This window comes from Anaerosporobacter faecicola, from assembly GCF_012070565.1.
In the GTDB taxonomy this organism is placed as follows: domain Bacteria; phylum Bacillota; class Clostridia; order Lachnospirales; family Lachnospiraceae; genus Anaerosporobacter; species Anaerosporobacter faecicola.
This window is the reverse complement of sequence record NZ_JAAQRO010000046.1, coordinates 1-26,681: the sequence shown is the minus strand read 5'-3', so window position 1 is coordinate 26,681 and position 26,681 is coordinate 1. Positions and strand designations below refer to the sequence as shown.

Genomic DNA, 26,681 nt, shown 5'->3' with positions numbered 1-26,681 from the left:
GACTATTGAAAATATCGAATTTCAAAAGTCAATATAAGAAGTGTTATATAATATAAGAGCATATAGGATTATAACAATATTTTATGTGATTGTTTTCATATCATATGATGATTCTTATGATGATTCTTATCATGTAATTTTTCTGATTACTAATTACTGTGGATCCTTTGCATACAAGACTTTTAAAGCTATAGGTGTTGCAATGGACGAGATGATAATCAATAGAATAACCGAAGTAAAGTAGACTGGTGTTAATAAACCAACCGCTAATCCCTTTTGGGAAACAATTAACGCAACTTCTCCACGTGTCATCATACCCACACCAATCTTTACTGAATCATGTTGGGAAAACTTACAGATTCGTGCCATAAGTCCACAACCAACTATTTTTGTTATTAATGCAACTAATACAAAACAGATTGAGAATGCTAAAATAGTACCATTAATGTTATCAATATTCGTTTTTAAACCAATACTTGCAAAAAACACTGGTCCAAACAGCATATAAGAGTTTATATCCATCTTTTCTGCAATATATTCTGAGTCACGAATGCTACATAGGATAATACCTGCAACATACGCTCCTGTTATATCTGCAATACCAAAGTATTTCTCTGCAATATATGCCATAGCAAGACATAATGCTAATCCCATTATTGGTACACGTCTTGTATGATGGTATTTGCTGCTTAGTCTTCGGAATATCTGATAAGCTATATATCCACCAATACCTGCAGCTAAGAAAAATAATACCGTATTTATTACCACTGTACCTGGGTTTGACTCCGGATTTTTAAATCCAACTACAAAGGTTAATACAATGATACCAATAATATCATCAATAATCGCCGCACTTAATATGGTTGTACCAACTCTTCCCTTAATATGTCCCAATTCCCGTAAACTCTGAACGGTTATACTGACGGAAGTGGCTGTCATAATAACACCAATGAATACAGCTTTATAAAACTCTTCTGATCCTGCTGCTGGCATTGTATGATAAAATATCATATACAGTAAAGTACCACCTACTAATGGAATAAATACTCCCGCACAGGCAATTAAGCATGCAATAGGGCCTGTTTTCATAAGTTCCTTTAAATCCGTCTCCAAACCTGCTGAGAACATAAGTAAAATTACACCGATCTCCGCCATTTGGCTAATAAAATCTGTTTGATTCACTAAACCAAGAATACTTGGTCCAATAAGAAGCCCTGCAACGATTTCACCTACCACTTGTGGTGCTTTGCATTTTCTAGCTGCAATTCCACAAAGTTTAGCTGCAACAATAATAATCGCCAAGTCCTTAAATACGTTATACGCTTCCATTATAATTCCTCCAATCTCTCCTTCACTAACTTATCAATTTTAACACACTTCAACTTTTTTAATGTTGCTATGGCAACATTTATGTAATAAAATAAAAGAATATCAAAGAAAATGTCTAATTTTTATTAATACATAGAAAATGGAGGTTCCAATGATTCTTCCTGAATATTTAAAATCCCATCCTCTCTTTCAGGGATTTTCCGATGATGATCTGTCCCATATAATTGAAAACTTTTCTTTTATTCAAAAAACGTATAATAAAGATGAATATATTATTCTAGAAGGAGATCCTGTTCACTCTATTGGACTTATACTTTCTGGCTCTGTACTTATGGAAAAGTTGGATTATTCAGGAAATCATTATATCTTTAACGAGTTAGAGGAGTTAGAATTGTTCGCTGAACCATTCATTGGTAGCTATATATTAAGTTGCTCTGTTAATTACAAAGCAAAAACCGACTGTAGTATCTTACTATTCCACTACAAGTCGGTTAATATTCCCTCTTTACGCTACTATAATTGTTACGTACGTTTTACAGAAAATCTAATGTATCTACTGGCACTTAAGACTAGAAGTCTTTTAACCAAAATAGAAATTCTTTCTCAGAAATCACTTCGGGAGCGTATTCTCTCCTTTTTACATATTCTTCAGACACATCAATCTCTGGATGAGTACGATATTCGATGCAAATACATAAAACGTGCGCTTGTTAAATCACCTAATACAAATCTGGACGCATTAAAACAAGGTGGTATCTACGTACCGTTTAATCATACAGAATTAGCCGAGTATCTAAATGTCAATCGAAGTGCTCTTGTTCGCGAATTAAAGCGGATGAAAGACGAGAAGATCCTAACCATTGAGGATAGAATCTTCTATTTAATATAATCATTATGTGTGCCGTTCAGAAATTATCATGGGGATTTGACACCATAGCATACCATTACTAGTTAATCTTATCAAGAACTGCAAATCCCATCGGTTCCACATTCCAAGTCTGACCGCCTGTTATGACCTCACCTGTTCGTAAGTCTCTAAAGCTTCCTTCTGGTAAATCATAAGTATATGTTTGATCTTCTTTGTTATTTAGAAGGACAAGAATCTGCTCATTTGCTAAGTAACGTCTATAAGCAAGGCAATTATCTTTTGCATAAAGTAACTGGAACTCACCATCAACCAATGCCTTATGCTCTTTTCTTATCTTTGCTAACCAAATAAAATGTTCATGTAGTTTTGTATCCTGCTCTTCTTTGTCCCAGATCATACATCGTCTGCAATCCGGATCGTTTCCACCTTCTAAGCCAACCTCATCTCCATAATAGATATAAGGAATGCCTAGATATGTATATTGAAATACGGTTGCTAATTGTAGACGGTTTTTCTTTCCAGATGCATCCGTAACAAACCGCGCTGTATCATGGGAGTCCAATAGATTTAGCATTTGTTTATGAATGTCTTTACGCAAAGAATGTTTGCGAATTGCTAGTGCTTCTATAAAATCCTCTGCAGACATACAGCGTATTGCAAAGAACTCCAATACTGCTTCACGAAATGGATAATTCATGGTTGCATCCAACTCATCCCCTCGACAGAAAGAGGTCCCCATATGCATAATCTCACCAACAACAATTGCTTCTGGATTAACTTGTTTTACTCGCTGATAAAACTTTTTCAGGAAATAGTGATCAATCTCATCACATACGTCCAGTCGAAAACCATCCACGTGGAACTCCCTCAACCAATAACTAGCCACATCTAAAAAGTAAGCTACCGTTTCAGGGTTACTCATATTCAACTTTGGCATATTACCGTAACGATCATAAAAAGTGACATAATTTAATTTCTGTTGATTAATTGGGAAGGATTCAATATAGTACCAATCTTTGTATTGTGAATTTTCCCCCTTTTGCATTACATCTTGAAACGCAAAAAAGTCATCTCCGGAATGGTTAAAAACACCATCTAATATAAAACGTATTCCCCTCTTATGTGCCTCATTAATTAATTCTCTAAGTTCTTCTTTTGTTCCAAATTGAGGATCAATTTCATAATAGTCCTTCGTATTGTACTTATGATTAGAACTTGACTGGAAAATTGGTGTTGTATAGATAATTGTTACTCCCAAATCCTTTAGATAATCTAAATTATTGGTAATTCCTTTTAAATCTCCTCCAAAAAAGTCATGGTTTCCTTTTACCGGTTCTCCCCATTGCTTTACGCCCTGTGGGTCATTTTTTGTATTGCCATTACAAAAACGATCCGGAAAGATCTGATACATAATTCCATCCTTTGCCCATTCTACTGGTTGATAGAAATCACCAGGACATAAATACGGCAACTGGAAGGATTGTGGCACATCTGGCTTATGATTAATAATTCCACGTTCATTATAATAGAAGTACTTGCCCTCTTGGTCTATTATTTCAAAAAAATAACGGAACTTTTTATGTACATTCCTTAACTCTACTTCAAAGTAATCATAGACTTGACTCCCCTGCAACCACTGCATATCTTTTACCTGAAAAGGAGCTTCATATGCATGTCTGTCTTTATAATATACACGTACTTGTTTTATATCATCCTTTGCAGTCTGGAGTTTTATGTATAAGGTCGTCTCATTGATTGCATAAGCAAATGGTACATCTGGTATATGGTAGATTCCTTGTTTTATCATTGTGACATCCTCTCTTTTTGTTTATTTTTTGGCAGCCTCTTGTTCAAGGAGGCTGCAATAGGATAAAAAGTATTATAAGAAATAGGATTATAAAGTTAGTAGTTTACTATGTACTACTATATTGTTATCATACCACATTCATATAATATGTCAATATTAATTTTCGAATTTTTTCGTACTTTGATATGAAAAATGGATATTTTACATTGATTATATACATCTTTTCTGTTTACTTTTTTTTACATATTGTGTTTTGTTCTACAATTTGCTATACTTTATGCGAATTATATTGTAGTATTAATTATTTTCTTGTCATAAAACATAAATTTCACATAGACGGTCAGGTACATTTACCTGATCATCATTTATTATAGGAGGAACCCATGACACAAAATAAAAAAAGAGTTTTAGTACTTGCAACAGGTGGTACCATTGCCTCCCAATCCAGTGAGGAAGGCTTAATCCCTGCTTTAAGCATTGATGATTTATTTTCCAAAATCACTGGTTTACATGAAAATTATCACATAACAGCAAGGGATATTCTCCATCTGGATAGTTCAAACATTCAACCAGAGGAATGGAAATTGATTGCTCATCATATCTATGCATCCTGTCAGGATTACGACGGAATTGTTGTTACACATGGAACAGACACTATGGCTTACACTTCCAGTGTGCTATCTTATATGTTGCAGGACATTCCTATTCCCGTGGTTATTACAGGTTCTCAATTACCCATCCTGAATCCACTCACAGATGCTATGGATAACATTCGATGTGCTTTTGCAATGGCTGCGACTGGTATTCCTGGTATCTTTTTAGCTTTTAATCGAAAGATCATTTTAGGATGTCGCGCTGTTAAAGTACGTACTACCGGTTTTGATGCATTTGAAAGTGTTAATTGCCGTTACGTTGCAACAATTGATTCAAACGGACTGAATATCAATCAAAAACTACTACCAAGAAGTACGGGAAATTGCAGTTTAAAAGATTCCGTATGTTCTGATGTATTTCTTATTAAGTTAACACCTGGACTTAATCCAAAGCTTTTTGACATGCTATTAGAAATGAACTATAAAGGTGTTGTTATTGAAGCATTTGGCGCTGGTGGTTTGCATTTCATCCATCGTGACTTAATTGCGAAGTTACAAAAATTAGTTGATCATAACATACCTGTGGTCGTATCTAGTCAATGCTTATATGAACGAAGTGATCTTTCCATCTATCAAGCTGGTCAAAAAGCACTGGAAACCGGTGTAATTCAAGCATACGATATGACAACGGAAGCTACTGTGACCAAACTTATGTGGGCACTAGGACAGACCCGTGACCTTAATGAAATTCGACAGATATTTGCTACAAATCTAGTAGGGGAGATAAAATTATAGATTACTATTTGATGTAGGAAATACTTTATGGTATAATAAATTAATATTTTTTCACAATAAAGTGATAAAGAATGAATACGTTTAGGGATTTTCCCAGACATTGCTTCATAGATTACGTATTGAGATATACTTCCTAAGCGGGGAAATGTTATAAGGAGGACCAAAAGTATGAACAATCTTATTATACCAGACGGCTATAAACCAGCTATTGATATAAGAGAAACAGAAATTGCTATTAAGTATGTAAAAGACTTTTTTGAAAAGGAACTAGCAAAAGAATTAAACCTTACCAGAGTCTCAGCTCCACTTTTTGTAAAACCAGAAACCGGATTAAATGATAATTTGAATGGTGTCGAACGCCCTGTAAGTTTTGGTGTAAAAGAACAAAATGATGCAATCGTAGAGATCGTACATTCTTTAGCCAAATGGAAACGTCAAGCACTGCAACGTTACGGCTTTTCTGTTGGAGAAGGTCTCTATACGGATATGAATGCGATACGTAGAGATGAAGATACCGACAACATCCATTCCATATTTGTGGATCAATGGGACTGGGAGAAGATCATAACGAAACAAACTCGTACAATTGAGACATTACAAGACACAGTAAAGCATGTTTATAATGCTTTAAAAGCTACTGAGAAATATATTTGTGACAAATACTCTTATGTAAAACCAATTATGCCAGAAGAAATCTCTTTTATTACAACGCAAGAGTTGGAAGATATGTTTCCTGATTGTACACCAAAAGAACGAGAATACAAGATTGCTAAACTAAAAGGCGCAATCTTTATCATGCAAATTGGTGGAACTCTTAATTCTGGAGAAAAGCATGATGGTCGTGCCCCTGATTATGATGATTGGAAATTAAATGGTGATATCATTATGTATTATCCTGTTCTAGATATTGCCTTAGAGTTATCCTCTATGGGTATTCGTGTTGATGAAACTTCTTTAAAGGAACAGTTAGAGATCAGTGGATGTATGGAACGAGCAGAATTACCATTCCAAAAAGATTTATTAGAAGGTAAATTACCTTATACCATCGGTGGTGGTATTGGTCAATCAAGAATATGTATGTTCTTCTTAAGAAAAGCGCATATTGGTGAAGTGCAGGCTTCTATATGGCCAGATGTTGTTGTAGAAGAAACCAATAACAAAGGTGTTCATTTATTATAATAAAATGTGTATGAGTGAAATAGTTCTCGTATCAATACAATAAAAAATCTTCAAAATTCTATGTCCCGATTGATCTATCAGGACATATGAATTTTGAAGATTTTTTACCTTATCCATATATAATACTTTAGCCCAGAATTCCTAAGTGTTCCAATAAAATCTTGAGTCCAATTACAATCAATATTACACCACCTAATAATTCTGCCTTCGCTTTATAACGTACTCCAAATACATTACCAATCTTTACTCCAATAAAGGACAAGACAAACGTTGTAACACCAATTAATAAGATAGCTGATACAATCTGTACCTGTAAGAAGGCAAATGTTATCCCCACTGCAAGTGCATCAATACTTGTCGCTACTGCCAAAACAAGGACGTATTTAATTCCGAATTTCTTTTCTTTCTTTTCCTCCTCTTCTTTCTCCAGTGCTTCCTTAATCATATTAAATCCTATAATTGCTAATAATACAAATGCAATCCAGTGATCAACGGAAGTGATATACTTTTGAAAGTTCTTTCCTAATAAGTAACCAATTAACGGCATTCCTGCCTGAAACCCACCAAATGCAAGAGCCAAAATACCTGCTCTTTTTACATCTAGCTTTTTCATAGAAAGTCCTTCACAAATTGATACAGCAAACGCATCCATGGATAAACCTACTGCTAACAAAAATAGCTCAAAAAAACTCATAGTTTCATTCCTTTCCTCTTAACGGGTTATATAAACCATAATGTATAATTTCTATTTAATGGTATAAGGTCAAAGGGGATTCCCTTTAACCCTTGCACCATTTAATACAATATATGCGGGGTCGTATACATAACGGACATTAACAATAAGAAATTATATGTTTATCCCTTTCAAAGTAGTACTCCCAGGAAGCGTCGTCTTAACAACACTTTTTTCAGCTACCTTTGCCAATCCCAATATATACCAATCGACACAAAGAAAGACTTGTCTGCAATAAAATACTGCAGACAAGTCTCATTATTTAAAACAAAGCCAGATGTTCTCCATCAGTATGTTGACCTTGTTACACGTTGTGCTAACTACTCCCTTATCTCTGTTAAATTATAGAGAAAAATTATCAATATGTCAAGGTGAACTTGGTTGTTTCAGAATCGATTTATATTTTATTATTATACTACTCTAATACTTTTTTAATTGCTTGAATGGCAATCTTATTTTGCTCCTCATAAAACTTGATCATCTGCGTTTCTTGTTCATCGCCATCTGTATTCTTTCCTAACATAATAAAAAATACATAATCACCGATCGTCTCTACTGTAGAAGCCTTAATCTTTGCCTGATTCATAGGATATTGAAGAGTCTCTTCCTCAAGGTACCTTTTGTAGTTTTCCAATGCTTTCTTTACCTCTGTCTTCTTACCAGCTACTGGATGAACGGCAATAAAGGTATCTACTTGGAAACTTACCAATGGTTGTTCTGCTATAATTTCATCATATAGAGAAGCTTTTAGACCTATAATATTTGTAATTTCTTCTTTTCCAAAGGAAACCTTCGGATTATAGTTGCTTCCGTATGCTTTTTTTACTGCAGTATGAATCTGCTCTATTTCATCATGGATACTCTTTTTCACTACCGTTACTGTACACTTCCAACTTTTCTTATCGATTGTTGCTGTAATGATTGCATTACCTGCTGCCACCGCTTTTACTTTTCCTGTAGAACTAACTGTAGCCACTTTTGTATTGCTTGATTTAAAGCTAATCTTTTGTGAGGTTCCATTCAATTTTAGTGTAAAATTACTTCCTACTGTCATTTTCTTCGATTTCATACTTAATGTAACGCTCTCTACTTTAACAGTACAGGTGTAACGTTTGCCTGAAACGGTTGCATATACTTTTGTTGAACCTTTTTTTACACCTTTTACAACTCCATTCTGATCAACCGTCGCAATACTTCTGTCTGCACTTGTCCAGGTTACACTTTTACTTGTTCCCTTTACTCTTACTTGTTCTTTTCCACCTTTTACAACTACAATAGATTTCTTGTTCAAAGTTATTGCAGCACTTACTTTTGTTCTAGTTGGTACTACCATTATAAGTACAAGTACCAACATAAGAATACTTCTTGCTACATTACGTTTGTTTCGTTGCTTCATTTCTTTCTCCTTCGTTTATTCATATAATACTTTAGTCTTTAGTAAGTTTATTATACTAATAATATGTACTCCATTCAATTTAATCCTATATCTACCAGTAATTCATTACCTTACCATTTAGAAGTCTAGGAAATTTTATACTCTAATTAAAGACGTTTCATTTATTTATAATAAAGCACATACTATTTCTTTGATTAACCAATACATTTACTATAAATAATTATTTACTCATATGCCAAATTAAGGGTTGACACATTCCTGAATCCTGTGCTATAGTGTAGCTATAAATTTTGAGAGGATGGTGTTGTATGTTAACGGTTTATAAAATGGTGATTACGAACTAAATAGTAATGATGAGACATAACAGATTTTCTCTGTTGTACTCTGCCTTTTTATAGAGCCACATACAATATCTTTATATACTTTTTAGATGGTGTGATACTTGTGTTCTATCCATCTTTTTTTGTACCCTTTTTTATTGTAGATCTCGATCATCTGTATATGTCTAACATCTTATTATTCATTCTTAATCCCTTTGTAGGAAGGCAATTGTTACTCCTTATGTGCTTTGCCATTAATAACAGTAACTTTACTATAATCTTTGCTTTTGGGCCAAAGATCGATTCTAAATAGAAAAGAAGGTAATAAAATGAATACAATAAAAAACCAATATGAAACAAACAATACTAGTCATTCAGTACACGATAAATCAAATAAAACAATTTGCACAATCTTACAATCTCTAGATGCAAACTTAAAAACCCTTGAATTTGACCAAATTCTAATTCGATTAATGGATTATGCCGTAAGTAATCCAGCTAAAGAAAAGCTTGCTGCACTTCGTCCTTATCTTCGGGAGACCGATGCACGTCAAAAGATGCTAGAAACAACGGAAGGTCGACGTTTATATGATTATCTCGGTAATCCACCACTTACTGCAATGAGTTCTATGAATGAGGTCTTACTTCTATGCCAGCAAGAGAGTATTCTTCTTCCTGAACACTTAACTTGTGTTATGCAATTCTTAACTAGCTGTAAGCGATTAAAACGTTATTTGGAACGTGGTGCTCAACTTGATTTACCAATATGCTCTTACTCCTACTCTATTGATACGCTAGATGACTTATATGAGGAATTAAGTCACTCAATCTACAACAACCAAGTAGATGATAGTGCCTCTTCAGATTTAAGAAATATACGTAGAAAGATTGAAAATACAGAAATGAGCATAAAGCAAAAGCTCGAGTCTCTACTTCGTGGAAAACGAGAATATTTCGCTGATCATTATGTATCTAATCGAAATGGTCATAGTGTATTACCTGTAAAAAGAGAATACAAACACCAGATAAGTGGTACCGTTATTGACGTATCTGCTACTGGTTCTACCTACTTCATAGAACCAACTGCTATATCTAAGTTACAAGAGGAAATTGCTTCACTTCGTATTATGGAAGAGAATGAGATACGAAAGATTCTTTATATCTTGACTTCCTTTGTTTCCGACTCCCTAGATGCATTAAGAATGAACATGCAGATCATGGAAAGCCTTGATATCATCTTTGCTAAAGCAAAATTGAGTGCTGATTTGTCATGTAATCCTGTTACTCTTACTACATCACACATTATCCATATTGTTAACGGAAAACATCCGTTGCTCAACCAACAAGATTGTGTTCCTCTTAACTTTCATATGGATGAAGATACTACTGGAATTGTTATTACAGGACCAAATACAGGCGGAAAAACAGTTGCACTTAAAACGGTAGGACTACTTTCTATTATGGCACAATGTGGTCTTCATATTCCTGCGGGAAAAGAGAGTGTTATTGCAATGCATAATCTAGTATTATGTGATATTGGTGATGGACAAAGCATAACACAAAATCTATCCACCTTCTCTGCTCATATTACGAATGTTATCCACATTATCCAACAAGCAACAGTGGAAAGTCTTGTACTTTTAGATGAATTGGGTTCAGGAACAGATCCTGCCGAGGGAATGGGAATTGCGATCTCAATTTTAGAAGAGTTAAGAAGTATACCATGTCGATTTGTGGCAACTACGCACTATCCAGAAGTAAAAGAATACGTTAGTTGCGCAAAAGATCTAGTAAATGCACGTATGGAATTTGACCGAGTAAGTTTGCGTCCTATGTATCAATTAATCGTTGGCGAAGCGGGGGAAAGTTGCGCCTTATATATTGCGAAACAATTGGGATTTCCCGATCGAATGTTAGAGACGGCAAGAAGTTATGCCTATCGTGATGATTCCAAGCATACTCCTATTACCAATGTTAAAGAAGTGGTCATACCAAAAAGTAAGAAAAAGCAATCCTTTAGAAACTCCACATCACCTTCCCTTGTAAAGGTAAATGAAAAAAAGCAAAATGCCTTAAAGAACAAATATCATATAGGTGACAGTGTTTTAGTTTATCCACAAAAAATAATTGGTATTGTCTACGAACCAACACCTACACCAACAGGAGAGATTTGTGTGCAGATCAGAGGGAAAAAACAACTAATTAACCATAAACGGCTTAAATTAAAAACCCCCGCTACAGAACTCTACCCTGCTGACTATGATTTTTCTGTAATCTTTGACAGTGTGGAGTTACGAAAAACGAGACACCAAACGAACCGCATGTATCGCGGTAACACTTCTGTCTCGTTAGATGAGTAGTGTGTATTTCTATAACAAATACTTCAATAGTGGCTCTAGAATAACACCTTCTCTTTTATCATATTCATATTTACAGCTCTCTTCTATACAAGTGGCAACAAAATGATGGGCTTTTTTACACGCTTCTTCAATGGAATTTCCTTGTATAGAAGCTCCGCAGAATACTGCTGCAAAGATATCGCCTGTCCCATGGAAGGATTCCTTACAACATGGAAACTTTAATATTGACCTTTGCTCTTTTGTTTGTATTTCAATACCAATTTCATCTGTATTCTCCATTGGTATACTAGTAATGATCGCATTCTGTATCTGATACGCTTCTAATTTTTTATTCCAGTTGAACAAATCTGTATTCGTTTGTTCAACTGGTTTTTCAATTAACATACAATACTCTGTATAATTAGGCAAAATAATATCTGCATAAGGTAATAACGTTCGCATTGCTTGTACGTATTCCTGGGTAAAGTTTGCGTAACAGACACCATGATCTCCGAATATAGGATCTAGTATAATGCTGGTATTTGGATGGACATTTTTATAAAGAGTAAGAAATTCTTTTACTTCCTGAACTCGTTGGAGGGTTCCCAGATATCCAACAAAAATCATATCAAACTGCACGTCTTGTTCAAGATAATGGGTAAGACATCCCATCATGTAGCCATCGATTGGTTGTATATATGGTTTTCCATAACCGCCTGTATGGGTGGATAAAAGCATTGTTGGAATTTGACATACTTCAATCCCCATAATACTAAGTATAGGTGTAATATTGGACATTGCTGCTTTTCCCACTCCACATATATCATGAATCACAGCAATCTTCTTAACTGGCTTTTTCATACTCTTATCTCTTTTCTTAAAACTTATTCTTTATGGATGTAAATTTGACATAGCTAATATATATTCTATATTTCATATTCCGTAACACAATAGTTGCAAGTATTACATAGCTTTAGCAACTCCTCTTCAGGCAAAAATCCTTTTGCTCCACCGCTCTCTCCAATTTTATAGGATGCAAACGTAACGGCACGAGTAAGTGCTTCCACCTCATCAACTCCCTGTATATAAAAATGTAAATACGCACTGAATAAAGAGTCTCCAGCACCGACCGTATTCACTACTTTTCTAGTGGTAACTGCTGCTACATGATAGAATCGATTTTTCTTACGACTATATAGAAGTGCTCCCTTACTTCCTAATCCCATAACAATAATACTACTTGAATATGTCTCCTTTAATTTTATTATGAAATTCCTTGGTGCCTGAAATGATGAATCCTCACCATCAACTGGTATATTTTCATCGCTAAGAAATAATATATCTGCTGCTTCCATAAACTCTTTGTTATATGCATCATTAATATCACCCAAAACATGAACATCCGTAGCAATACAAATATTTCTTTTCTTCGCTTCCTGTAACAATGCTCTAGAAAAATTAATGTTACATGCACAGACCAAATCTGCCCCGTCCAATAAATTATCCATACCCAATGATGTATATTCTTTATCTTGAATATCTTTTAAATCACAATAACATTGCCGTCTTCCATCCGATTCATATAAAATAACTGATTGTGGCGTATCATTCAAGTCTTTAATAATTCCTTGGGTATTGATTCCTGCCTCCAAAAATGCCCGCTCAATTCGTTTTCCTTCTTCATCTTCTCCAATATAGGTTGCTATAGAGATTTGATCTCCTAATGTTTGAAATGCTTTTGCAAGATTGTAACCTACTCCTGATACACTACTATGAACCCCATCTGTGGTAAAGTCAATTGGATAATAGGGAATCGGAAACTCCCTTACCTTAACCGTAGTTTCTACATTGACTAGTCCCGCTATTACAATTTTCTTCATTTTATCCCCCTCATTATTAATTACATTCTATTACTTGTAATTTCTATTTGTTGATATCATTAACATTTGTTATCTTTACTTTTTGTTACCTCTAACTTTAGTTCTCTTTACTTCTTGGTATCTGTAACTTTGTTATTTCTATTTCTTATTATATCTATTCCTATTATGTCTACTTTTTTTATCTCAAGTTTAATTATCTCTTTTCAAGCATCGTTCCTATTGTTATCGAATCATCAAATACAAAATTTTTCTTTTCTCGTAATCGAAGAAGGTATATATCATTATGAATGTGTTCCGAAATGATAGAAACCATTAAACTATTTTGTGTAACTGTTCCGAGAAATTCCGGTCGATCTTTATAGGCATCTGCTACCAATGTGACATTCATATCGGATACCAGCATCATTCTTGTGGGATGTCCCTCTGAACATTCTCCTCGATAATGGGAATAGAATTCAATATCTAATCCTGTACAATTTAAGTTTGCAAAGGAGAATACAATAATACGCACCCCCCTTTTATTCAACTCTTTAAACTCTTTTTCAAATAAATGTAAAGAAAAGTCTGTGTTCATATACACTTCTTTTTTGGCTAACAACAAAAGCTCCCTGGCTTTTGCAACGACATTATCAAATCCTCGAATATTAAAGAATTGTTCTTGCCCTGTATCCTGCACAATATTTTTTAGCTTTTGTTGCGCCTCGTCTGCATTTTCCGCAAACTGTCGTTTTAATTTTGGTATAAGTGTATCTGGGTTTTCTGCCTTATAGACAAGTGGCTCCCCTGGCAGTAATAGAAGAATACCTCGTTGATGCATACTATCCAAAACCGAGTAAACACTGGATCTAGATATGTGAATCTTTTTTGCTATTTGATAGCCTGTTAATTCTCCCCCTTCAAGAAGTGTAACATAAATTTGCGCTTCCAATCTCGTAAAATGTAAATTACATAGATACGTTATTAACTCTTCCATAAAATCACCTCCATTAACGCAAATAATAGTAGTACAATATATACTACTATTATAAGTGATTTTTATTATTTGTCAAATTAATTTTGTTTGTTTTTATTCCTCGTTTTTATTTTGGTAACGTTTTAGCTTTTCATTGAGTCCTTTTGTTTCTCGTAAACCTGCATAATATAATCCTGCTGCAATTAGAAAGAACACAATTGTCACCAATGCTATAAATAAGATGACGGAACTAATATGATCTTCATCTATCCATTTAAAAAAGAACGCACAACTTAACATAACGGTAATTTCATAGATATACAAGAGAAGTATATGAAGAAGTAGCCGCCATTTACTTAACTCTTTCTTTGGTTCAGGTATAACCTTACATAAAGAACATAAAAATGCAGCAATGATTAATTGCCATAACAATTCTCCTCCTTGAAATGCTTCATCTCTGTAAAAAATCTGAATATATATAGCCGCTGATATTGTACTCCCCGCTAAAACATTCACAAATATTTTCATCATATCTTTTATTCGATTCATGATTCTACCTCCTCTACAGCATTAGTTTTTGCTTTAGTGCAGGGACAAATTGTCTCGATATGATAACCTTTTCCCCATTGTATAACAGTGCCTCTAATCGCCCATTAAAAGCCGGACTTAGCGATTTAATCTTATTTAAATTAATAATAACGGACTTAGATGCACGATAGAATTCTGTATTTTTAAACTCCTCCTCAATTTCATAGAGTTTCTTTCGTATTTCATATACATTTTCTTTGCAATATATATATACTCGATTGTCTACGGTTTCAAAGTAGTAGATATCTTTTGGATTCACCATAACCGTTTTATTGTTGCTAATGCCTACAATTCTTTGGCTCTTTGTTTTGAGTGCATATATCAGTTGTAATGTTGCCTCATCCATTCCTTTACTTCTTATTGTAATGGATTCTTCTTCATCAGCTCTACAATCTTCAATAATAATTTTCATACTAACCCTCACGCCCTTTCATAAGTCTTTTGACTTTGTGTAAGGCACAGTTGTCCCCACTCACAAAGAACGCAATACTTACATGATTATCGATCGGTAACTCGTCTCTTTCGTACTACTACTAACGAAATCAACAAGAATATTATACCACTTCCAATAATAATTAGCATCTTATATTGATCTGCTAATGTATTTGCACCAACCTTTATACTTATTCCCATGTATTCTTTATACTCTGCAATAACACTTTCATTAGCACCTGCGAATGCTTCCCTTATTGGTTCTTTTGTAAACACTTCCCTTAACATTGATGATGCGTGTAGCATAGGAAAACACTTTAATCCATCCTGAACGGCTTTTGGTAATGTTCCCATTGGAATATACAAGGCTGTGGTAAAACCAATTAATGTGCCAATCACTGTACTTAATCCCGAAAATGCACTGGCTGTATGAACAAATAAACAGAGTAAAAATACAAAACTCGCCGTACAAAATACATGTATCACAATAATTCCAAATACTTTTACCCACTCAATGAAGGATAATAACGTCCCTCCTGCACACACTAGTATAATCTCTGATAAAATTACGGTTACAAGACTTAATAATACTCCCATAATAACCGCAGTTAAACTATACCCCAGGATTAATTTTGCTCTTTTAATTGGTGCTACGTAAAAACTAGGCATCCTTTTTTTATCTTCATCATTTACCATTACGCCTAATACATTATTGGTAACCATTATTGCATTAACCGCTACAATTCCTGCTACGACCCATGAATATACTAGATTAACAGCATAAGAATGTGCCGTAGATTGGCTGATCAATCCCGATTGCATTAACATGTCTTCCGCGTTGTCAACATTCATATCCCCTAAGAATAAAAGTTGTAATGCAATTACAATAAACATAGTTAAAAATGAAAAGAATAAATTGCTTTTATCCTTACAATATACGATCATATTTCGTTTAATTAGTGCTCCAATCTCTTTCATATAAACGCTCCTTACTTTCGTTAGCTTTCTAATTATCTAATTGTCGTCCTGTTACATTTAAAAAGACATCATCCATTGTACCTTGAACAACTTCAAACCCTTGAATATATGGACGCACTTCTTGAAGTATTGGCATCGCATCTACCGTCTTTTTTAGTGGAACCATTATGTATCCGCTTTTTTGAACAATGTTATCAAAACCTGTTATCTTACTCTCTTGGCTTATTGTTTTATTCTTTTCTGCAATCATGATATCTCTATTCTTAGTAAACCATTGTGTAAGAACATTATTAAGTTGCCCCTGCTCTTGTGTGTATAACCGAAGTTGATCATATGCAAACTTTTCTTTTAACTGATACGGTGTATCATATTGAATTAATTTTCCCGTATCCATTATTCCAATATGATTTGCTTTAACCGCCTCTTCCATATAATGCGTTGTTAAGAATATTGTCATCCCTAACTCCTTCTGCATACGTTCTAGTACTTGCCATACCATTTGTCTTGTCATTGGATCTAAACCTGTTGTTGGTTCATCAAGAAATAAGATCTCTGGTCGATTTACTAATGCTCTTGCAATTTCACATCGTCTCTTCTGTCCACCTGACAAATCTTTATAGTAACGTTTTAATATATCCTTTAACTCCAACATTTCGTATATATATGCAAGGTTCTTTTTTCGAATGGTACGATCCTTTTCATATAAACATGCACGTAACTCAAGATTCTGCTTTACCGTTAATAACTCATCTAGTGTATTTCCTTGAAACACAACTCCAATCTTATTTCGGATTTTTGTATCTTCTTTTCCCAAGTCTAGACCGCAAACTTTTACATTTCCACTTTGGGGTTCTAATAGTGTACATAACATGTTGATTGTTGTACTCTTACCTGCACCATTTACTCCCAAAAAACCAAATAACTCACCTTTTTCAACTTTAAAATTAATATGATCAACTGCAACCAAATTTCCAAAGGTCTTTGTCAAATTTTCAACTTCTATACAATACATATAACTCCTCCTTCTTTCTAGTTGCATTATAGTAAAGTTTTATTTTTATTACTATAACTACACAAGTGACTTGCATATAAAAGGAGGTATTTTTCATTTTTGATAAAGTGACTTACATAATTGTATATTTTTCTTAAGCGTATTTTTAGTGAAATGACTGACATATAAACCGTTTTTTATTCTAAATACAACTACCTACATATAAACGAATTTTAACTTAATACAATGACCTATAATAAAAGATTTTTTATTTATGGAGTGAATTACAAGTTATTTTTTTATCTCTAATAGCGTAGCTTACATATAATTGGACTTATTCATTTATTTCAAATAGGGTAGCATTTCACTTAATTAATGATATTTTAATCCAACATTTATGAATTCATTAAGAAATCCCCGGTCTCCTATGGTATACTATTGTTAACCCTTGAATAAATCGGTTAAATTATTTGTAAAATATAATATCCGATTGTGAACACTGCTACTTGATCATGAAAACACACCAACCAAGTTTCAACCGATTTGAGACAAAACGAATTGATTAAGTGCTGTGGAATAAACAAAGTAATGAGAAAAGAGAGGTAGATGTATGAAAAACACAAATAAAGAAAACTCCCCTTATGACAAAGAACAAAAGAGAGTTCTATTCATAGCCAAGATTATTGGTGCAGCAATTATTGTGCTATTACTAGCATTCAACACAGTTTACACTGTTAGCGAACAAGAACAAGGCGTAATTACTACATTGGGCAAAGCTACTGCAGTTGTTGGTCCAGGGTTAAATTTTAAGATACCATTTATACAACAAGTTCACAGAATTGATACAACCATTCGTGGTTTTGCCATTGGCTATAATCAGGATAATAATGAATATAATAATGATGAATCGATGATGATTACAAATGATTTTAATTTTGTAAATGTTGATTTTTATGTAGAATATAAAGTAAGTAATCCCACTACATATTTATACGGTTCAGAAAAACCAATTGAAATATTAAAAAACATTTCTCAAAGTTGTATTCGTACAGTTGTTGGCAATTACAAAGTAGATAGCGTTTTAACAGATGGAAAAAGTGAAATACAATCAACGATCAAAGAAATGATTATGGACAAGCTTGATGACCAAGATCTTGGCTTACAATTAGTTAATATAACTATTCAGGATGCAGAGCCTCCTACCGCTGAAGTTATGCAGGCTTTTAAGGCTGTTGAAACTGCTAAACAACAAAAAGAAACCATTATTAATAATGCACAGAAATACAGAAATGAAAAATTACCTGCTGCCGAGGCGGATGTGGATAATATTCTCCAAGAAGCAAATACAAAGAAAACGCAACGTATTAATGAAGCACAAGGCCAAGTAGCTATGTTTAACGCAATGTACAAAGAATACGTTAAAAATCCTGAGATAACAAAGAAGCGTATGTTCTATGAAGCCATGGAAGAACTATTGCCTTCTCTTGAAGTTATTATTGATAGTGGAGATGGTTCTGTTCAAAAGATTTTACCTTTAGATAGTTTCACTGGAACAGACACAAGCAAATCCTCTTCCACTACGAAAAACAGTTCAACATCAAGCGAAAGTAAAAACTCGACAAGTAGTTCAAAAACTGATTCTTCTTCTGATTCTTCTTCTGGTTCTTCTACTGGTTCTTCTAATTAAATTACGTACCGAATCATTAAAGAAGCTTACTTGTACTTTTATACAGAAAACTGGAGGTATTATATATGAAAAAAGCAATTATAGGCATTATCGCCGTTTTAGCACTCATTGTTATAACTCAAAGCCTAGTTATCACCAATGAGGATGAATATAGTGTAATTAAAGAGTTTGGAAAAATTGAGAACATTCGGACAGATGCAGGAATCTCCTTTAAGGTTCCATTTACCCAATCCATTCAGAAAGTACCAGCAAACATACTTTTATATGACCTATCGACTTCTGACGTCATTACAAAAGATAAGAAAACAATGATTACAGATAGCTATGTTACCTGGCAAATATCTGATCCAATTAAATTTGCACAAACCTTAAATGCTTCTGTAACCAATGCAGAAAGTCGTATTGATGTAGCTGTCTATAATGCCATGAAAACCATTATTGGTAGTCTTACGCAGAATGAGTTAATTACTGGACGTGACGGAGAACTAAGTAGTAAAGTATTTGAAAACATTGGAAATACAATGGATCAATATGGTATTGTATTATTAACAATTGAGACTAAACATCTTGATCTACCTGATAGTAACAAGGAAGCTGTTTATGAACGTATGATTTCAGAACGTGAAAATATTGCGACCACCTATACTGCTGAAGGTAATTCCGAAGCTAATCAAATTAAAAATACAACAAATAATGAGATAAATGTCATGCTTTCCAATGCAGATCTTGAAGCAGACAAGTTGATTGCAGAAGGTGAATCCGAATACATGAAAATATTAGAAGAAGCGTACTCTAATAAAGAACGTAGTGATTTCTATTCATTTGTACGCTCTCTTGATGCAGCCAAAGAATCACTTAAAGGCGATAACAAAACTTTGATTTTATCAAAGGATTCACCTCTAGCACAGATTTTTTATGAAAATAATTAGTTCAGTTCTATGATAACACTATAGATGTTAAGAATACTTTTCTTAATACTATACAACGATTTTCATTAATCAAACAGTTGGTGTAATGAGATTCGAATTATTCATTAAAAATTTGCTACTCAATTTGATAACATTTCAGATATGATAGACTAATTGAATTAAGAAACCAAACGCGTATTAAGCATTTTAAAATTAGTTAACCAAAAAAGGGATGATTGCTCATCCCTTTTTCTCACCCTATATATGTTTAATAGAAGATATTGATTACTTGTCCGAAACCTATTTCCCAATAAAAAACGATAATTCCCTGACTATAGGTATACCGCTAATACAGGAACGAGAAATTATGCTAGTAAAAACAAACCATTAGAATTAAGATAACGTATTAATTTTAAAAACATAAAAATATGATACGTTATAAAAAAGGTTTTATGAAAGGAGGTTCTCCCATATGAGTTTACGAAAATTAAGTCCTTAAGAGCTTCCTTCATTAAGGCTCCTGTCTATAAGAAATATATACATATTATATAAGTTTCTTATATATAGAAGAGAATTAAGAATATTGCTTTAGAATTGATAAAATTGATCACTCCACATTTGTATTAGAAAGTTGTTTATAACTGCATATGAATTACATCGTTTTCCAATATTATACACCAATATGAGACTTTAGTCTAGTATTATTTTGTAATATTTTATCATTAATTCTATATTTTTATAGTTTTTCTATACATCCTGACATAATATTCTCTAAGTTGGCTTTTACTTTACTCTCAGGCCAATCCCACCATTTTAATTGCATTAACTTATCAATCGTATTACTAGAATACCTCTTTTTTATTTCTTTAGCAGGTACACCACCCACAATTGTATATGGTGGTACATCCTTTGTAACTAAAGCTCTTGTACCAATAACTGCACCATCACCTATTGTAACTCCTTGCATTATAACCGCTTCATATCCAATCCAAACATCATTTCCAATAATAATGTCTCCTTTATTATCCCAAGCTTTACATATATTATTTGCAGGCAAATCCCACTCTTCAAAAAATATAGGAAATGAATATGAGGATAAGGATTGTTTCGCATGGTTACCAGACGTGAACATAAATTTGGCGCCGCATGCAATTGAACAGTATTTACCTATAATTAAGTGATCGTTATTTATTGGATACTGATACAGAACATTATTTTCTTGAAACTTACATGGATCATTATAAAAATCATTATAAATGGTATAATCCCCCACGCTAATTTGTGTACTGTCTATTACATTCTTTAAGTATACAATTTGATGATCACCAGTCCGTGGATATATCTTTGTCGCATCCATTGATTAACCTTACCTTCTTATTTCATCGTTTTTATTTTATACTTTCAAATTTTATCTTATTAACTCTAATGTTTTGACTACTCTTTTTGACTTTTTTATTTTTACTTTTTTACTTTTTTTGCTTCTTTATTTTTGGCTTCTTCACTTTTTACTTCTTCACTTTTGACTTCTATGTTTATACTTTACTGTTCTTACTTTTTTGTTTCTTTATTTTCGATTTTGACCTCTATGTTTTAAACTTTTATTTTTATCTTTTTCTCTAGTACTTAAGTTTTCATAGATTTAATTTTTGTGTTAATGATTTATCTTCCTGTCTCATACAACTTTTCAACAGCTTCTTTCATTACGACACCAATATTATCATTAATTACAAGGTTTGCCTTTTGATCTGCAGAAGTTACACTTTTATTAATAAGAACCAGATTTTTTCCTTGAAAATAGTTAATTAAACCTGCTGCTGGATACACCACCAATGAAGTACCACCTATAATTAATGTATCTGCAGTAGCAATGGCATGAATTGCGTTCTCAATGATTTCATCATCTAATCCTTCCTCATATAAAACTACATCTGGTTTTACTATACCATTACACTTTTTACAATGTGGAATTCCATTGGTATTAAGTACATAATCTACATCATAAAAGGCATTGCACTGCGTACAGTAATTTCTTAATACCGATCCATGAAGTTCATATACAACCTTACTTCCAGCCCCCTGGTGCAAACCATCTATATTCTGTGTTACTACAGCTTTTAATTTCCCCATCTTTTCAAGTTTGGCCAATGCATAATGACAATTATTAGGTTTAGCATCTGGATAAATTAGATTTTGTTTATAAAAATCATAAAACTCCTCTGGATGTTGAATAAAAAATGTATGTGATACGGCTTGTTCAGGAGTAAAACTTTGATTTAATTTTTTACTATACAAACCATTAGAACTTCTAAAATCAGGTATACCAGATTCCGTTGAAACCCCTGCTCCACCAAAGAATACAATATTATTACTACTTTGTAATATTGTAACAAATTGTTCTATCTTATTATTCATGTAATCATCTCCAAACATACTTTATTTATATGTTTTATTCCACAGTATTGAGACACCTGATATTACCATAATACTATATATATACTCTAGGATCGGTATGTCCCTTATTTTAGCACGAAACTATTCAATTTTTCGTATTAACTTTTAATCTGTGAATCTCTTAATTAGACAATTTACTACCAAATTAGCTCTTATTTCAATACTTATTAACAATAAAATTTAACATTAACATTCTAATATTAAATTAGCCTATTTTAGTCGAATAATTACCAATTTAATGTTTCTTTTAAATGTTCAGCTATCAAATGAGCTACTTTAGTATGTGTTATTTTACTTGGATGAAAATCCGTTCCTAATCCATCTTGTTCATTTTGGCTTGGTAAGCAAAGAAACTGTATCTTGTTATCCCCTTCCTCTTGAAGCCTTTTTATTTTCTGATGTTCAATTTCACACAATTCTTGATTCATTGTCCCCAAAACACATAGTATGTAAGCATTTGGATTTTTCTCTCTAACCGAACATACAAATTTTTCATATCTTTCTGCAAAATATTGTTGTCGCTCTTCTATACCTCTTGTATAACTAGCGTCATTTGTCCCAATATTAATAACAATTGCATCTGGTGTATAACGATTAAAATCCCACTGTTCCAAATTAGTAATTTCCAAAGACCGTTCTAATTCACCATCTGTGTACTCGTACAACGCTGGCATTAACCAACGATCTTCAAATGGTTCATTAACTGTCTCATCAACATAGTTTGTAATTATTCCTATACCACTCCAACTAACCAAATGATGCTGCGCATTTAGTAACTGTGCACATTGATAGGCATATGCATATGTTGGATTTTCCTGTGCCGTTGTAAATATATCTTTCTCAGCAACTCCCTCAACACCATATCCACATGTTATTGAGTCACCAATGAACTCCAACTTTCTAGCTTTTTTCTTTGGAGGTGTCAACACTTCTCCATCAGTATAGATTCCTTCAAAACCAATTTTACTAAATGCTGCTTCGGAGTACTTCATGATTCGTATCGTTACAGGCTTAACCTCTTTTGAATTATATATTGTAAATTGTTGCTTACTTTGGGTTACTTCAACACGATTAACTGGTTTACTCCAATCATCAACATAGATTGCTAACCAACCATGATAAATATCTTCTTTTCCTTCTTTATCTTTGTATAAATCTGTTACTACTGAAATTTCAGCCTTTGAACCTTCAAATGTAAATTCTATATAAGATGCTGAATATGCTAAATACAATATATCCTTTTGCCAACTATAACGTCCAACAATATTCATGATAGATTGTTTAACTTGCTCATTATCATCATTAACCTTTACGGTTTTGTATCCATTAACTTTTTGTAAATACTGATTATCTACTTTCATTTGTTTTTCTAATATATTTTCCATTCCCTATTTCCTCTATACTCTATACTTTTTTCAAACTTTACTAGTTTTATAAATACACACAATTATAAATTTCTAGCTTTCTCAATACACGCTTTTACAGCTTCCATTACACTGCTTCTTAATCCCTCTTTTTCTAAAACTCTTACTGCTTCAATTGTTGTTCCTGCAGGGGAGCAAACCATATCTTTTAATTCGCCTGGGTGTTTTCCTGTTTCAAGTACCATCTTTGCACTTCCTAAAACAGCCTGTGCTGCAAACGTATATGCTTTATCTCTTGGCATACCTGCTGCTACCGCCCCATCAGCTAATGCTTCAATAAACATAAATACATATGCTGGTGAACTACCACTTACTCCAACTACTGCATCCATTAGATTTTCTGATACAACTTCCGCTTTACCAAAACCAGAAAGTATTGATAACACTACAGCTTCCTCTTCTTTGGTTACATTCTTATTACAACACATAGCTGTGATACCTTCACCAACTAATGCAGGTGTATTTGGCATTGTCCTCACTATTTTTCTGTCTTCACCAAATGCTTTACCTAAACTACCTAGAGTTTGTCCAGGTGCAATTGTTATAATAATATGATCTTCCGTTACACTATCTTTAATTTCATTTATTACCGTTGCATAGAATTGTGGTTTAACAGACAATACAACTAGATCAGCAAATTTTACTACATTAATGTTATTGTTTGTCGTTTGTACGTTATACATATTTTTTGCATTTTCTAAAGCACTATTATTTAAATCAGATACCATAATATCAGCATCTTCTACGATATTATTTTTAATTATACCTCCCATCATTGCTTTCGCCATATTTCCGCAACCAATAAATCCTAGTTTCATAATAACTCCTCCATATATACATATATTAAATTATTACTATTATAAATATTAAATAAACTTGTCCCAGTAAATCCCTAACATACTACCGTTTAATTTAAAGTAATAACAAAGTATCTGTATAACTTTTTATCATTTTTTATTTATATTACCCTTAATTTAAAACCTCGTCAACACTTTTACGCTCTACTTTGTTAAATATGTTCATTTTTTACTCTTCTAACTATAATTATAATATATTAAATAGTTCTGTTAATGATTTTATTATTTTGTCTGGACGATCATTGTCTAAAGTAAATGTTTGCATTCCACCAAACCCTTGCTGAATCCATATTGCTTTCATTCCAATATGTTTTGCCGGGTATATATCATTGTCTAATCGATCTCCAACCATTAGTACTTCATAGGGTTTATAATTTGACTTTTTTAAACCAATTTTAAATAATTGTTCATCTGGTTTCATTAGTTGATAATCCCATGATGAAATTATATCAGTAAAGTATTGTAATATTTCTAACTGATCTAGCCTTTCTTCTAACCCTTTTGATTGATTTGCAATAATGCCTAGTTTATACTTATTACTTAAATATTTTAATACTGGTATTGTATCATCATATAACTTCTCCAAATTGTGTCGATAAGGTGCAATTTCTCTAAAATTATATTTTTTTACAACGGTTCTATACTGTGGTTTATATAAAATCGTAGCATCTACAATATCTTTATAAATAATCTCTTTTGTTAATCCTAGTCTCATTGCTTCAACTGTTGCAGCTTGCTCCTGACAACGTTTCTCCCAAACGTCATCCTCATTTACTAATGTATATCCAATATCAAAGAATATATACTTAATGTTCTCCAAAATCTATTCCCTCCCTTATTACATATACACCCAATCTCTTATTATAATTTAACTCATTATTTAGATTTATTATTTAGATTACTTAATATAATATTTTATATATCATTTATATATTATTTTTTATATTGTTTTATTTATATTAAGGTATGTGAGATTAATTACTGGTATAGTAGCATAATCATATTCTTAAATCAAATGTGTTAACAACTATTGTCAGTTAAAATAATTCATTTACTCATCACTTTTAAACTATCTATCTTTCACCAAAAGTGAATTAATTACGTGGTTATCTTTCAATATAATTTGTCGTGTATTATTAAAGTAGACTAAAAGCTTATCTCATTCATCAACTTTCACTTATAACAAATCACAAAAAAAGTACTGAAAAATCAGTACTTTACAATTTATTAGTGAGACATCGGGGATTCGAACCCCGGACAACTTGATTAAAAGTCAAGTGCTCTACCAACTGAGCTAATATCCCATATTCAGTTATTTGTTATGTTTGTCCACAACAAATGCCCAGAGCCGGAATCGAACCAGCGACACGAGGATTTTCAGTCCTCTGCTCTACCGACTGAGCTATCTGGGCATAGAAAACAATATTTTGTTTTCAGATTGCGGGGGCAGGATTTGAACCTACGACCTTCGGGTTATGAGCCCGACGAGCTTCCAGACTGCTCCACCCCGCGACATTAATTACACCATATTTAACTCATTTAAGCAATTTTCATTGCTAATGGAAGGAGAAGGATTCGAACCTTCGAAAGCGTAGCTAACAGATTTACAGTCTGCCCCCTTTGGCCACTCGGGAACCCTTCCATATTAACTTCAATTTTTTGAAGTAAGCCGACGATCGGACTTGAACCGATAACCTGCTGATTACAAGTCAGCTGCTCTGCCAATTGAGCCACGTCGGCATAAGTGGGACCAACAGGGCTCGAACCTGTGACCCTCTGCTTGTAAGGCAGATGCTCTCCCAGCTGAGCTATGATCCCATGGGATATTATAAACTTACGTTTATAATAAATCTATATTTATCACACACATTATTAAAATGTGACGACCCAAGCGGGACTCGAACCCGCGACCTCCGCCGTGACAGGGCGGCGCTCTAACCAACTGAGCCATTGGGCCATAAAGCACATATCATTTAGATTGTACCTTCAAAACTACACATTGATTCATGACTTCCACCATCTTTGCTTCCGTCATGTTGTCAGATTCTTTTGGTTAAGCCCTCGACCTATTAGTAACAGTCAACTACATGTGTTACCACACTTCCATCTCTGTCCTATCAACCTGATCGTCTTTCAGGGGTCTTACTAGCTTATGCTATGGGATATCTTATCTT

At 33.4% G+C, this 26,681-nt stretch carries 22 protein-coding genes, 7 tRNA genes and 1 rRNA gene; 6 read left to right on the top strand and 24 right to left on the bottom strand.

Features of this window, described 5'->3' with window-relative positions; all coding sequences use genetic code 11:
* Nucleotides 1-153: 153 nt before the first annotated feature.
* Nucleotides 154-1,329, bottom strand: coding sequence for a cation:proton antiporter (locus HBB17_RS18220; RefSeq protein WP_167958925.1), 1,176 nt, complete (start codon nt 1,327-1,329; stop codon nt 154-156).
* Nucleotides 1,330-1,480: 151 nt separating this feature from the next.
* Here HBB17_RS18220 and HBB17_RS18215 point away from each other — a divergent pair, with 151 nt between their 5' ends.
* Nucleotides 1,481-2,218, top strand: coding sequence for a Crp/Fnr family transcriptional regulator (locus tag HBB17_RS18215; protein ID WP_167958924.1), 738 nt, complete (start codon nt 1,481-1,483; stop codon nt 2,216-2,218).
* Between the two features lie 58 nt (nt 2,219-2,276).
* Here HBB17_RS18215 and HBB17_RS18210 read toward each other — a convergent pair whose 3' ends face one another.
* Nucleotides 2,277-4,004, bottom strand: coding sequence for a glycoside hydrolase family 13 protein (locus tag HBB17_RS18210; protein WP_167958923.1), 1,728 nt, complete (start codon nt 4,002-4,004; stop codon nt 2,277-2,279).
* A 383-nt stretch (nt 4,005-4,387) separates the two neighbouring features.
* On the opposite strand from HBB17_RS18210, the gene HBB17_RS18205 reads away from it, so the two are divergent.
* Entirely contained in the window at nt 4,388-5,392 is a 1,005-nt protein-coding gene (locus HBB17_RS18205; protein ID WP_167958922.1) for an asparaginase, read from the top strand.
* A 168-nt stretch (nt 5,393-5,560) separates the two neighbouring features.
* Nucleotides 5,561-6,571, top strand: a complete 1,011-nt coding sequence (gene asnA, locus HBB17_RS18200; protein ID WP_167958921.1) for an aspartate--ammonia ligase — start codon at nt 5,561-5,563, stop codon at nt 6,569-6,571.
* 127 nt (nt 6,572-6,698) lie between these two features.
* Here the strand turns inward: asnA and HBB17_RS18195 are convergent, their stop codons facing one another.
* A complete protein-coding gene (locus HBB17_RS18195) occupies nt 6,699-7,265 on the bottom strand; it encodes a manganese efflux pump MntP (protein WP_167958920.1) in 567 nt (188 codons plus the stop codon).
* 454 nt (nt 7,266-7,719) lie between these two features.
* Nucleotides 7,720-8,700, bottom strand: a complete 981-nt coding sequence (locus tag HBB17_RS18190) for an Ig-like domain-containing protein (RefSeq protein ID WP_167958919.1) — start codon at nt 8,698-8,700, stop codon at nt 7,720-7,722.
* A 649-nt stretch (nt 8,701-9,349) separates the two neighbouring features.
* Here HBB17_RS18190 and HBB17_RS18185 point away from each other — a divergent pair.
* Entirely contained in the window at nt 9,350-11,380 is a 2,031-nt protein-coding gene (locus HBB17_RS18185) for an endonuclease MutS2 (protein ID WP_167958918.1), read from the top strand.
* A 9-nt stretch (nt 11,381-11,389) separates the two neighbouring features.
* Here HBB17_RS18185 and HBB17_RS18180 read toward each other — a convergent pair whose 3' ends face one another.
* The 7 genes from HBB17_RS18180 to HBB17_RS18150 form a co-directional block, all read right to left on the bottom strand.
* Complete coding sequence (locus tag HBB17_RS18180; RefSeq protein WP_167958917.1) at nt 11,390-12,220, bottom strand: pyridoxamine kinase; 831 nt, start codon at nt 12,218-12,220, stop codon at nt 11,390-11,392.
* Between the two features lie 65 nt (nt 12,221-12,285).
* The gene (locus HBB17_RS18175) at nt 12,286-13,239 is read right to left on the bottom strand and encodes a carbohydrate kinase family protein (protein ID WP_167958916.1); all 954 of its coding nucleotides are present in this window, start codon (nt 13,237-13,239) and stop codon (nt 12,286-12,288) included.
* 193 nt (nt 13,240-13,432) lie between these two features.
* Nucleotides 13,433-14,212: a TrmB family transcriptional regulator gene (locus HBB17_RS18170; RefSeq protein ID WP_167958915.1), complete on the bottom strand. Its 780-nt coding sequence runs from the start codon at nt 14,210-14,212 to the stop codon at nt 13,433-13,435.
* A gap of 93 nt (nt 14,213-14,305) precedes the next feature.
* Complete coding sequence (locus HBB17_RS18165; protein ID WP_167958914.1) at nt 14,306-14,740, bottom strand: DUF3021 family protein; 435 nt, start codon at nt 14,738-14,740, stop codon at nt 14,306-14,308.
* A 13-nt stretch (nt 14,741-14,753) separates the two neighbouring features.
* Nucleotides 14,754-15,191, bottom strand: a complete 438-nt coding sequence (locus tag HBB17_RS18160) for a LytTR family DNA-binding domain-containing protein (protein WP_167958913.1) — start codon at nt 15,189-15,191, stop codon at nt 14,754-14,756.
* An 86-nt stretch (nt 15,192-15,277) separates the two neighbouring features.
* Entirely contained in the window at nt 15,278-16,189 is a 912-nt protein-coding gene (locus tag HBB17_RS18155; RefSeq protein WP_167958912.1) for an ABC transporter permease, read from the bottom strand.
* Between the two features lie 28 nt (nt 16,190-16,217).
* A complete protein-coding gene (locus tag HBB17_RS18150; protein WP_167958911.1) occupies nt 16,218-17,201 on the bottom strand; it encodes an ABC transporter ATP-binding protein in 984 nt (327 codons plus the stop codon).
* A 589-nt stretch (nt 17,202-17,790) separates the two neighbouring features.
* Here HBB17_RS18150 and hflK point away from each other — a divergent pair.
* Both hflK and hflC read left to right on the top strand, forming a co-directional pair.
* Complete coding sequence (hflK, locus tag HBB17_RS18145) at nt 17,791-18,867, top strand: FtsH protease activity modulator HflK (protein WP_167958910.1); 1,077 nt, start codon at nt 17,791-17,793, stop codon at nt 18,865-18,867.
* 65 nt (nt 18,868-18,932) lie between these two features.
* Nucleotides 18,933-19,796, top strand: a complete 864-nt coding sequence (gene hflC, locus HBB17_RS18140) for a protease modulator HflC (protein WP_167958909.1) — start codon at nt 18,933-18,935, stop codon at nt 19,794-19,796.
* 715 nt (nt 19,797-20,511) lie between these two features.
* Here the strand turns inward: hflC and HBB17_RS18135 are convergent.
* From HBB17_RS18135 to HBB17_RS18075, 13 genes are all read right to left on the bottom strand, one after another.
* A complete protein-coding gene (locus tag HBB17_RS18135; protein WP_167958908.1) occupies nt 20,512-21,132 on the bottom strand; it encodes a CatB-related O-acetyltransferase in 621 nt (206 codons plus the stop codon).
* Nucleotides 21,133-21,434: 302 nt separating this feature from the next.
* A complete protein-coding gene (locus HBB17_RS18130; RefSeq protein ID WP_167958907.1) occupies nt 21,435-22,187 on the bottom strand; it encodes an NAD-dependent protein deacylase in 753 nt (250 codons plus the stop codon).
* Nucleotides 22,188-22,453: 266 nt separating this feature from the next.
* Nucleotides 22,454-23,611, bottom strand: coding sequence for an SGNH/GDSL hydrolase family protein (locus tag HBB17_RS18125; RefSeq protein WP_167958906.1), 1,158 nt, complete (start codon nt 23,609-23,611; stop codon nt 22,454-22,456).
* Between the two features lie 62 nt (nt 23,612-23,673).
* The gene (proC, locus tag HBB17_RS18120; protein WP_167958905.1) at nt 23,674-24,468 is read right to left on the bottom strand and encodes a pyrroline-5-carboxylate reductase; all 795 of its coding nucleotides are present in this window, start codon (nt 24,466-24,468) and stop codon (nt 23,674-23,676) included.
* Between the two features lie 226 nt (nt 24,469-24,694).
* On the bottom strand, nt 24,695-25,327 hold the full coding sequence (locus HBB17_RS18115) for an HAD family hydrolase (protein WP_167958904.1): 633 nt from the start codon (nt 25,325-25,327) through the stop codon (nt 24,695-24,697).
* Nucleotides 25,328-25,738: 411 nt separating this feature from the next.
* Nucleotides 25,739-25,811, bottom strand: a tRNA-Lys gene (locus HBB17_RS18110).
* 35 nt (nt 25,812-25,846) lie between these two features.
* A tRNA-Phe gene (locus HBB17_RS18105) sits at nt 25,847-25,919 on the bottom strand.
* A 26-nt stretch (nt 25,920-25,945) separates the two neighbouring features.
* A tRNA-Met gene (locus HBB17_RS18100) sits at nt 25,946-26,019 on the bottom strand.
* Nucleotides 26,020-26,067: 48 nt separating this feature from the next.
* Nucleotides 26,068-26,149, bottom strand: a tRNA-Tyr gene (locus tag HBB17_RS18095).
* 25 nt (nt 26,150-26,174) lie between these two features.
* A tRNA-Thr gene (locus HBB17_RS18090) sits at nt 26,175-26,247 on the bottom strand.
* Nucleotides 26,248-26,252: 5 nt separating this feature from the next.
* Nucleotides 26,253-26,325 (bottom strand) — tRNA-Val (locus HBB17_RS18085).
* A 65-nt stretch (nt 26,326-26,390) separates the two neighbouring features.
* Nucleotides 26,391-26,464: transfer RNA gene (locus tag HBB17_RS18080), tRNA-Asp, on the bottom strand.
* A 92-nt stretch (nt 26,465-26,556) separates the two neighbouring features.
* Nucleotides 26,557-26,681 (bottom strand): 23S ribosomal RNA (locus tag HBB17_RS18075); the annotation flags it as partial.

Coding starts and splice junctions, on each gene's coding strand:
- HBB17_RS18175 (WP_167958916.1), bottom strand. CDS start 13,239: ATGAAGAAAATTGTAATAGCGGGACTAGTCAATGTAGAAACTACGGTT.
- HBB17_RS18190 (WP_167958919.1), bottom strand. CDS start 8,700: ATGAAGCAACGAAACAAACGTAATGTAGCAAGAAGTATTCTTATGTTG.
- HBB17_RS18135 (WP_167958908.1), bottom strand. CDS start 21,132: ATGGATGCGACAAAGATATATCCACGGACTGGTGATCATCAAATTGTA.
- asnA (WP_167958921.1), top strand. CDS start 5,561: ATGAACAATCTTATTATACCAGACGGCTATAAACCAGCTATTGATATA.
- HBB17_RS18210 (WP_167958923.1), bottom strand. CDS start 4,004: ATGATAAAACAAGGAATCTACCATATACCAGATGTACCATTTGCTTAT.
- HBB17_RS18130 (WP_167958907.1), bottom strand. CDS start 22,187: ATGAATAATAAGATAGAACAATTTGTTACAATATTACAAAGTAGTAAT.
- HBB17_RS18215 (WP_167958924.1), top strand. CDS start 1,481: ATGATTCTTCCTGAATATTTAAAATCCCATCCTCTCTTTCAGGGATTT.
- HBB17_RS18150 (WP_167958911.1), bottom strand. CDS start 17,201: ATGTATTGTATAGAAGTTGAAAATTTGACAAAGACCTTTGGAAATTTG.
- proC (WP_167958905.1), bottom strand. CDS start 24,468: ATGAAACTAGGATTTATTGGTTGCGGAAATATGGCGAAAGCAATGATG.
- HBB17_RS18125 (WP_167958906.1), bottom strand. CDS start 23,611: ATGGAAAATATATTAGAAAAACAAATGAAAGTAGATAATCAGTATTTA.
- hflK (WP_167958910.1), top strand. CDS start 17,791: ATGAAAAACACAAATAAAGAAAACTCCCCTTATGACAAAGAACAAAAG.
- HBB17_RS18170 (WP_167958915.1), bottom strand. CDS start 14,212: ATGGAAGAGTTAATAACGTATCTATGTAATTTACATTTTACGAGATTG.
- hflC (WP_167958909.1), top strand. CDS start 18,933: ATGAAAAAAGCAATTATAGGCATTATCGCCGTTTTAGCACTCATTGTT.
- HBB17_RS18195 (WP_167958920.1), bottom strand. CDS start 7,265: ATGAGTTTTTTTGAGCTATTTTTGTTAGCAGTAGGTTTATCCATGGAT.
- HBB17_RS18205 (WP_167958922.1), top strand. CDS start 4,388: ATGACACAAAATAAAAAAAGAGTTTTAGTACTTGCAACAGGTGGTACC.
- HBB17_RS18160 (WP_167958913.1), bottom strand. CDS start 15,191: ATGAAAATTATTATTGAAGATTGTAGAGCTGATGAAGAAGAATCCATT.
- HBB17_RS18220 (WP_167958925.1), bottom strand. CDS start 1,329: ATGGAAGCGTATAACGTATTTAAGGACTTGGCGATTATTATTGTTGCA.
- HBB17_RS18180 (WP_167958917.1), bottom strand. CDS start 12,220: ATGAAAAAGCCAGTTAAGAAGATTGCTGTGATTCATGATATATGTGGA.
- HBB17_RS18165 (WP_167958914.1), bottom strand. CDS start 14,740: ATGAATCGAATAAAAGATATGATGAAAATATTTGTGAATGTTTTAGCG.
- HBB17_RS18155 (WP_167958912.1), bottom strand. CDS start 16,189: ATGAAAGAGATTGGAGCACTAATTAAACGAAATATGATCGTATATTGT.
- HBB17_RS18185 (WP_167958918.1), top strand. CDS start 9,350: ATGAATACAATAAAAAACCAATATGAAACAAACAATACTAGTCATTCA.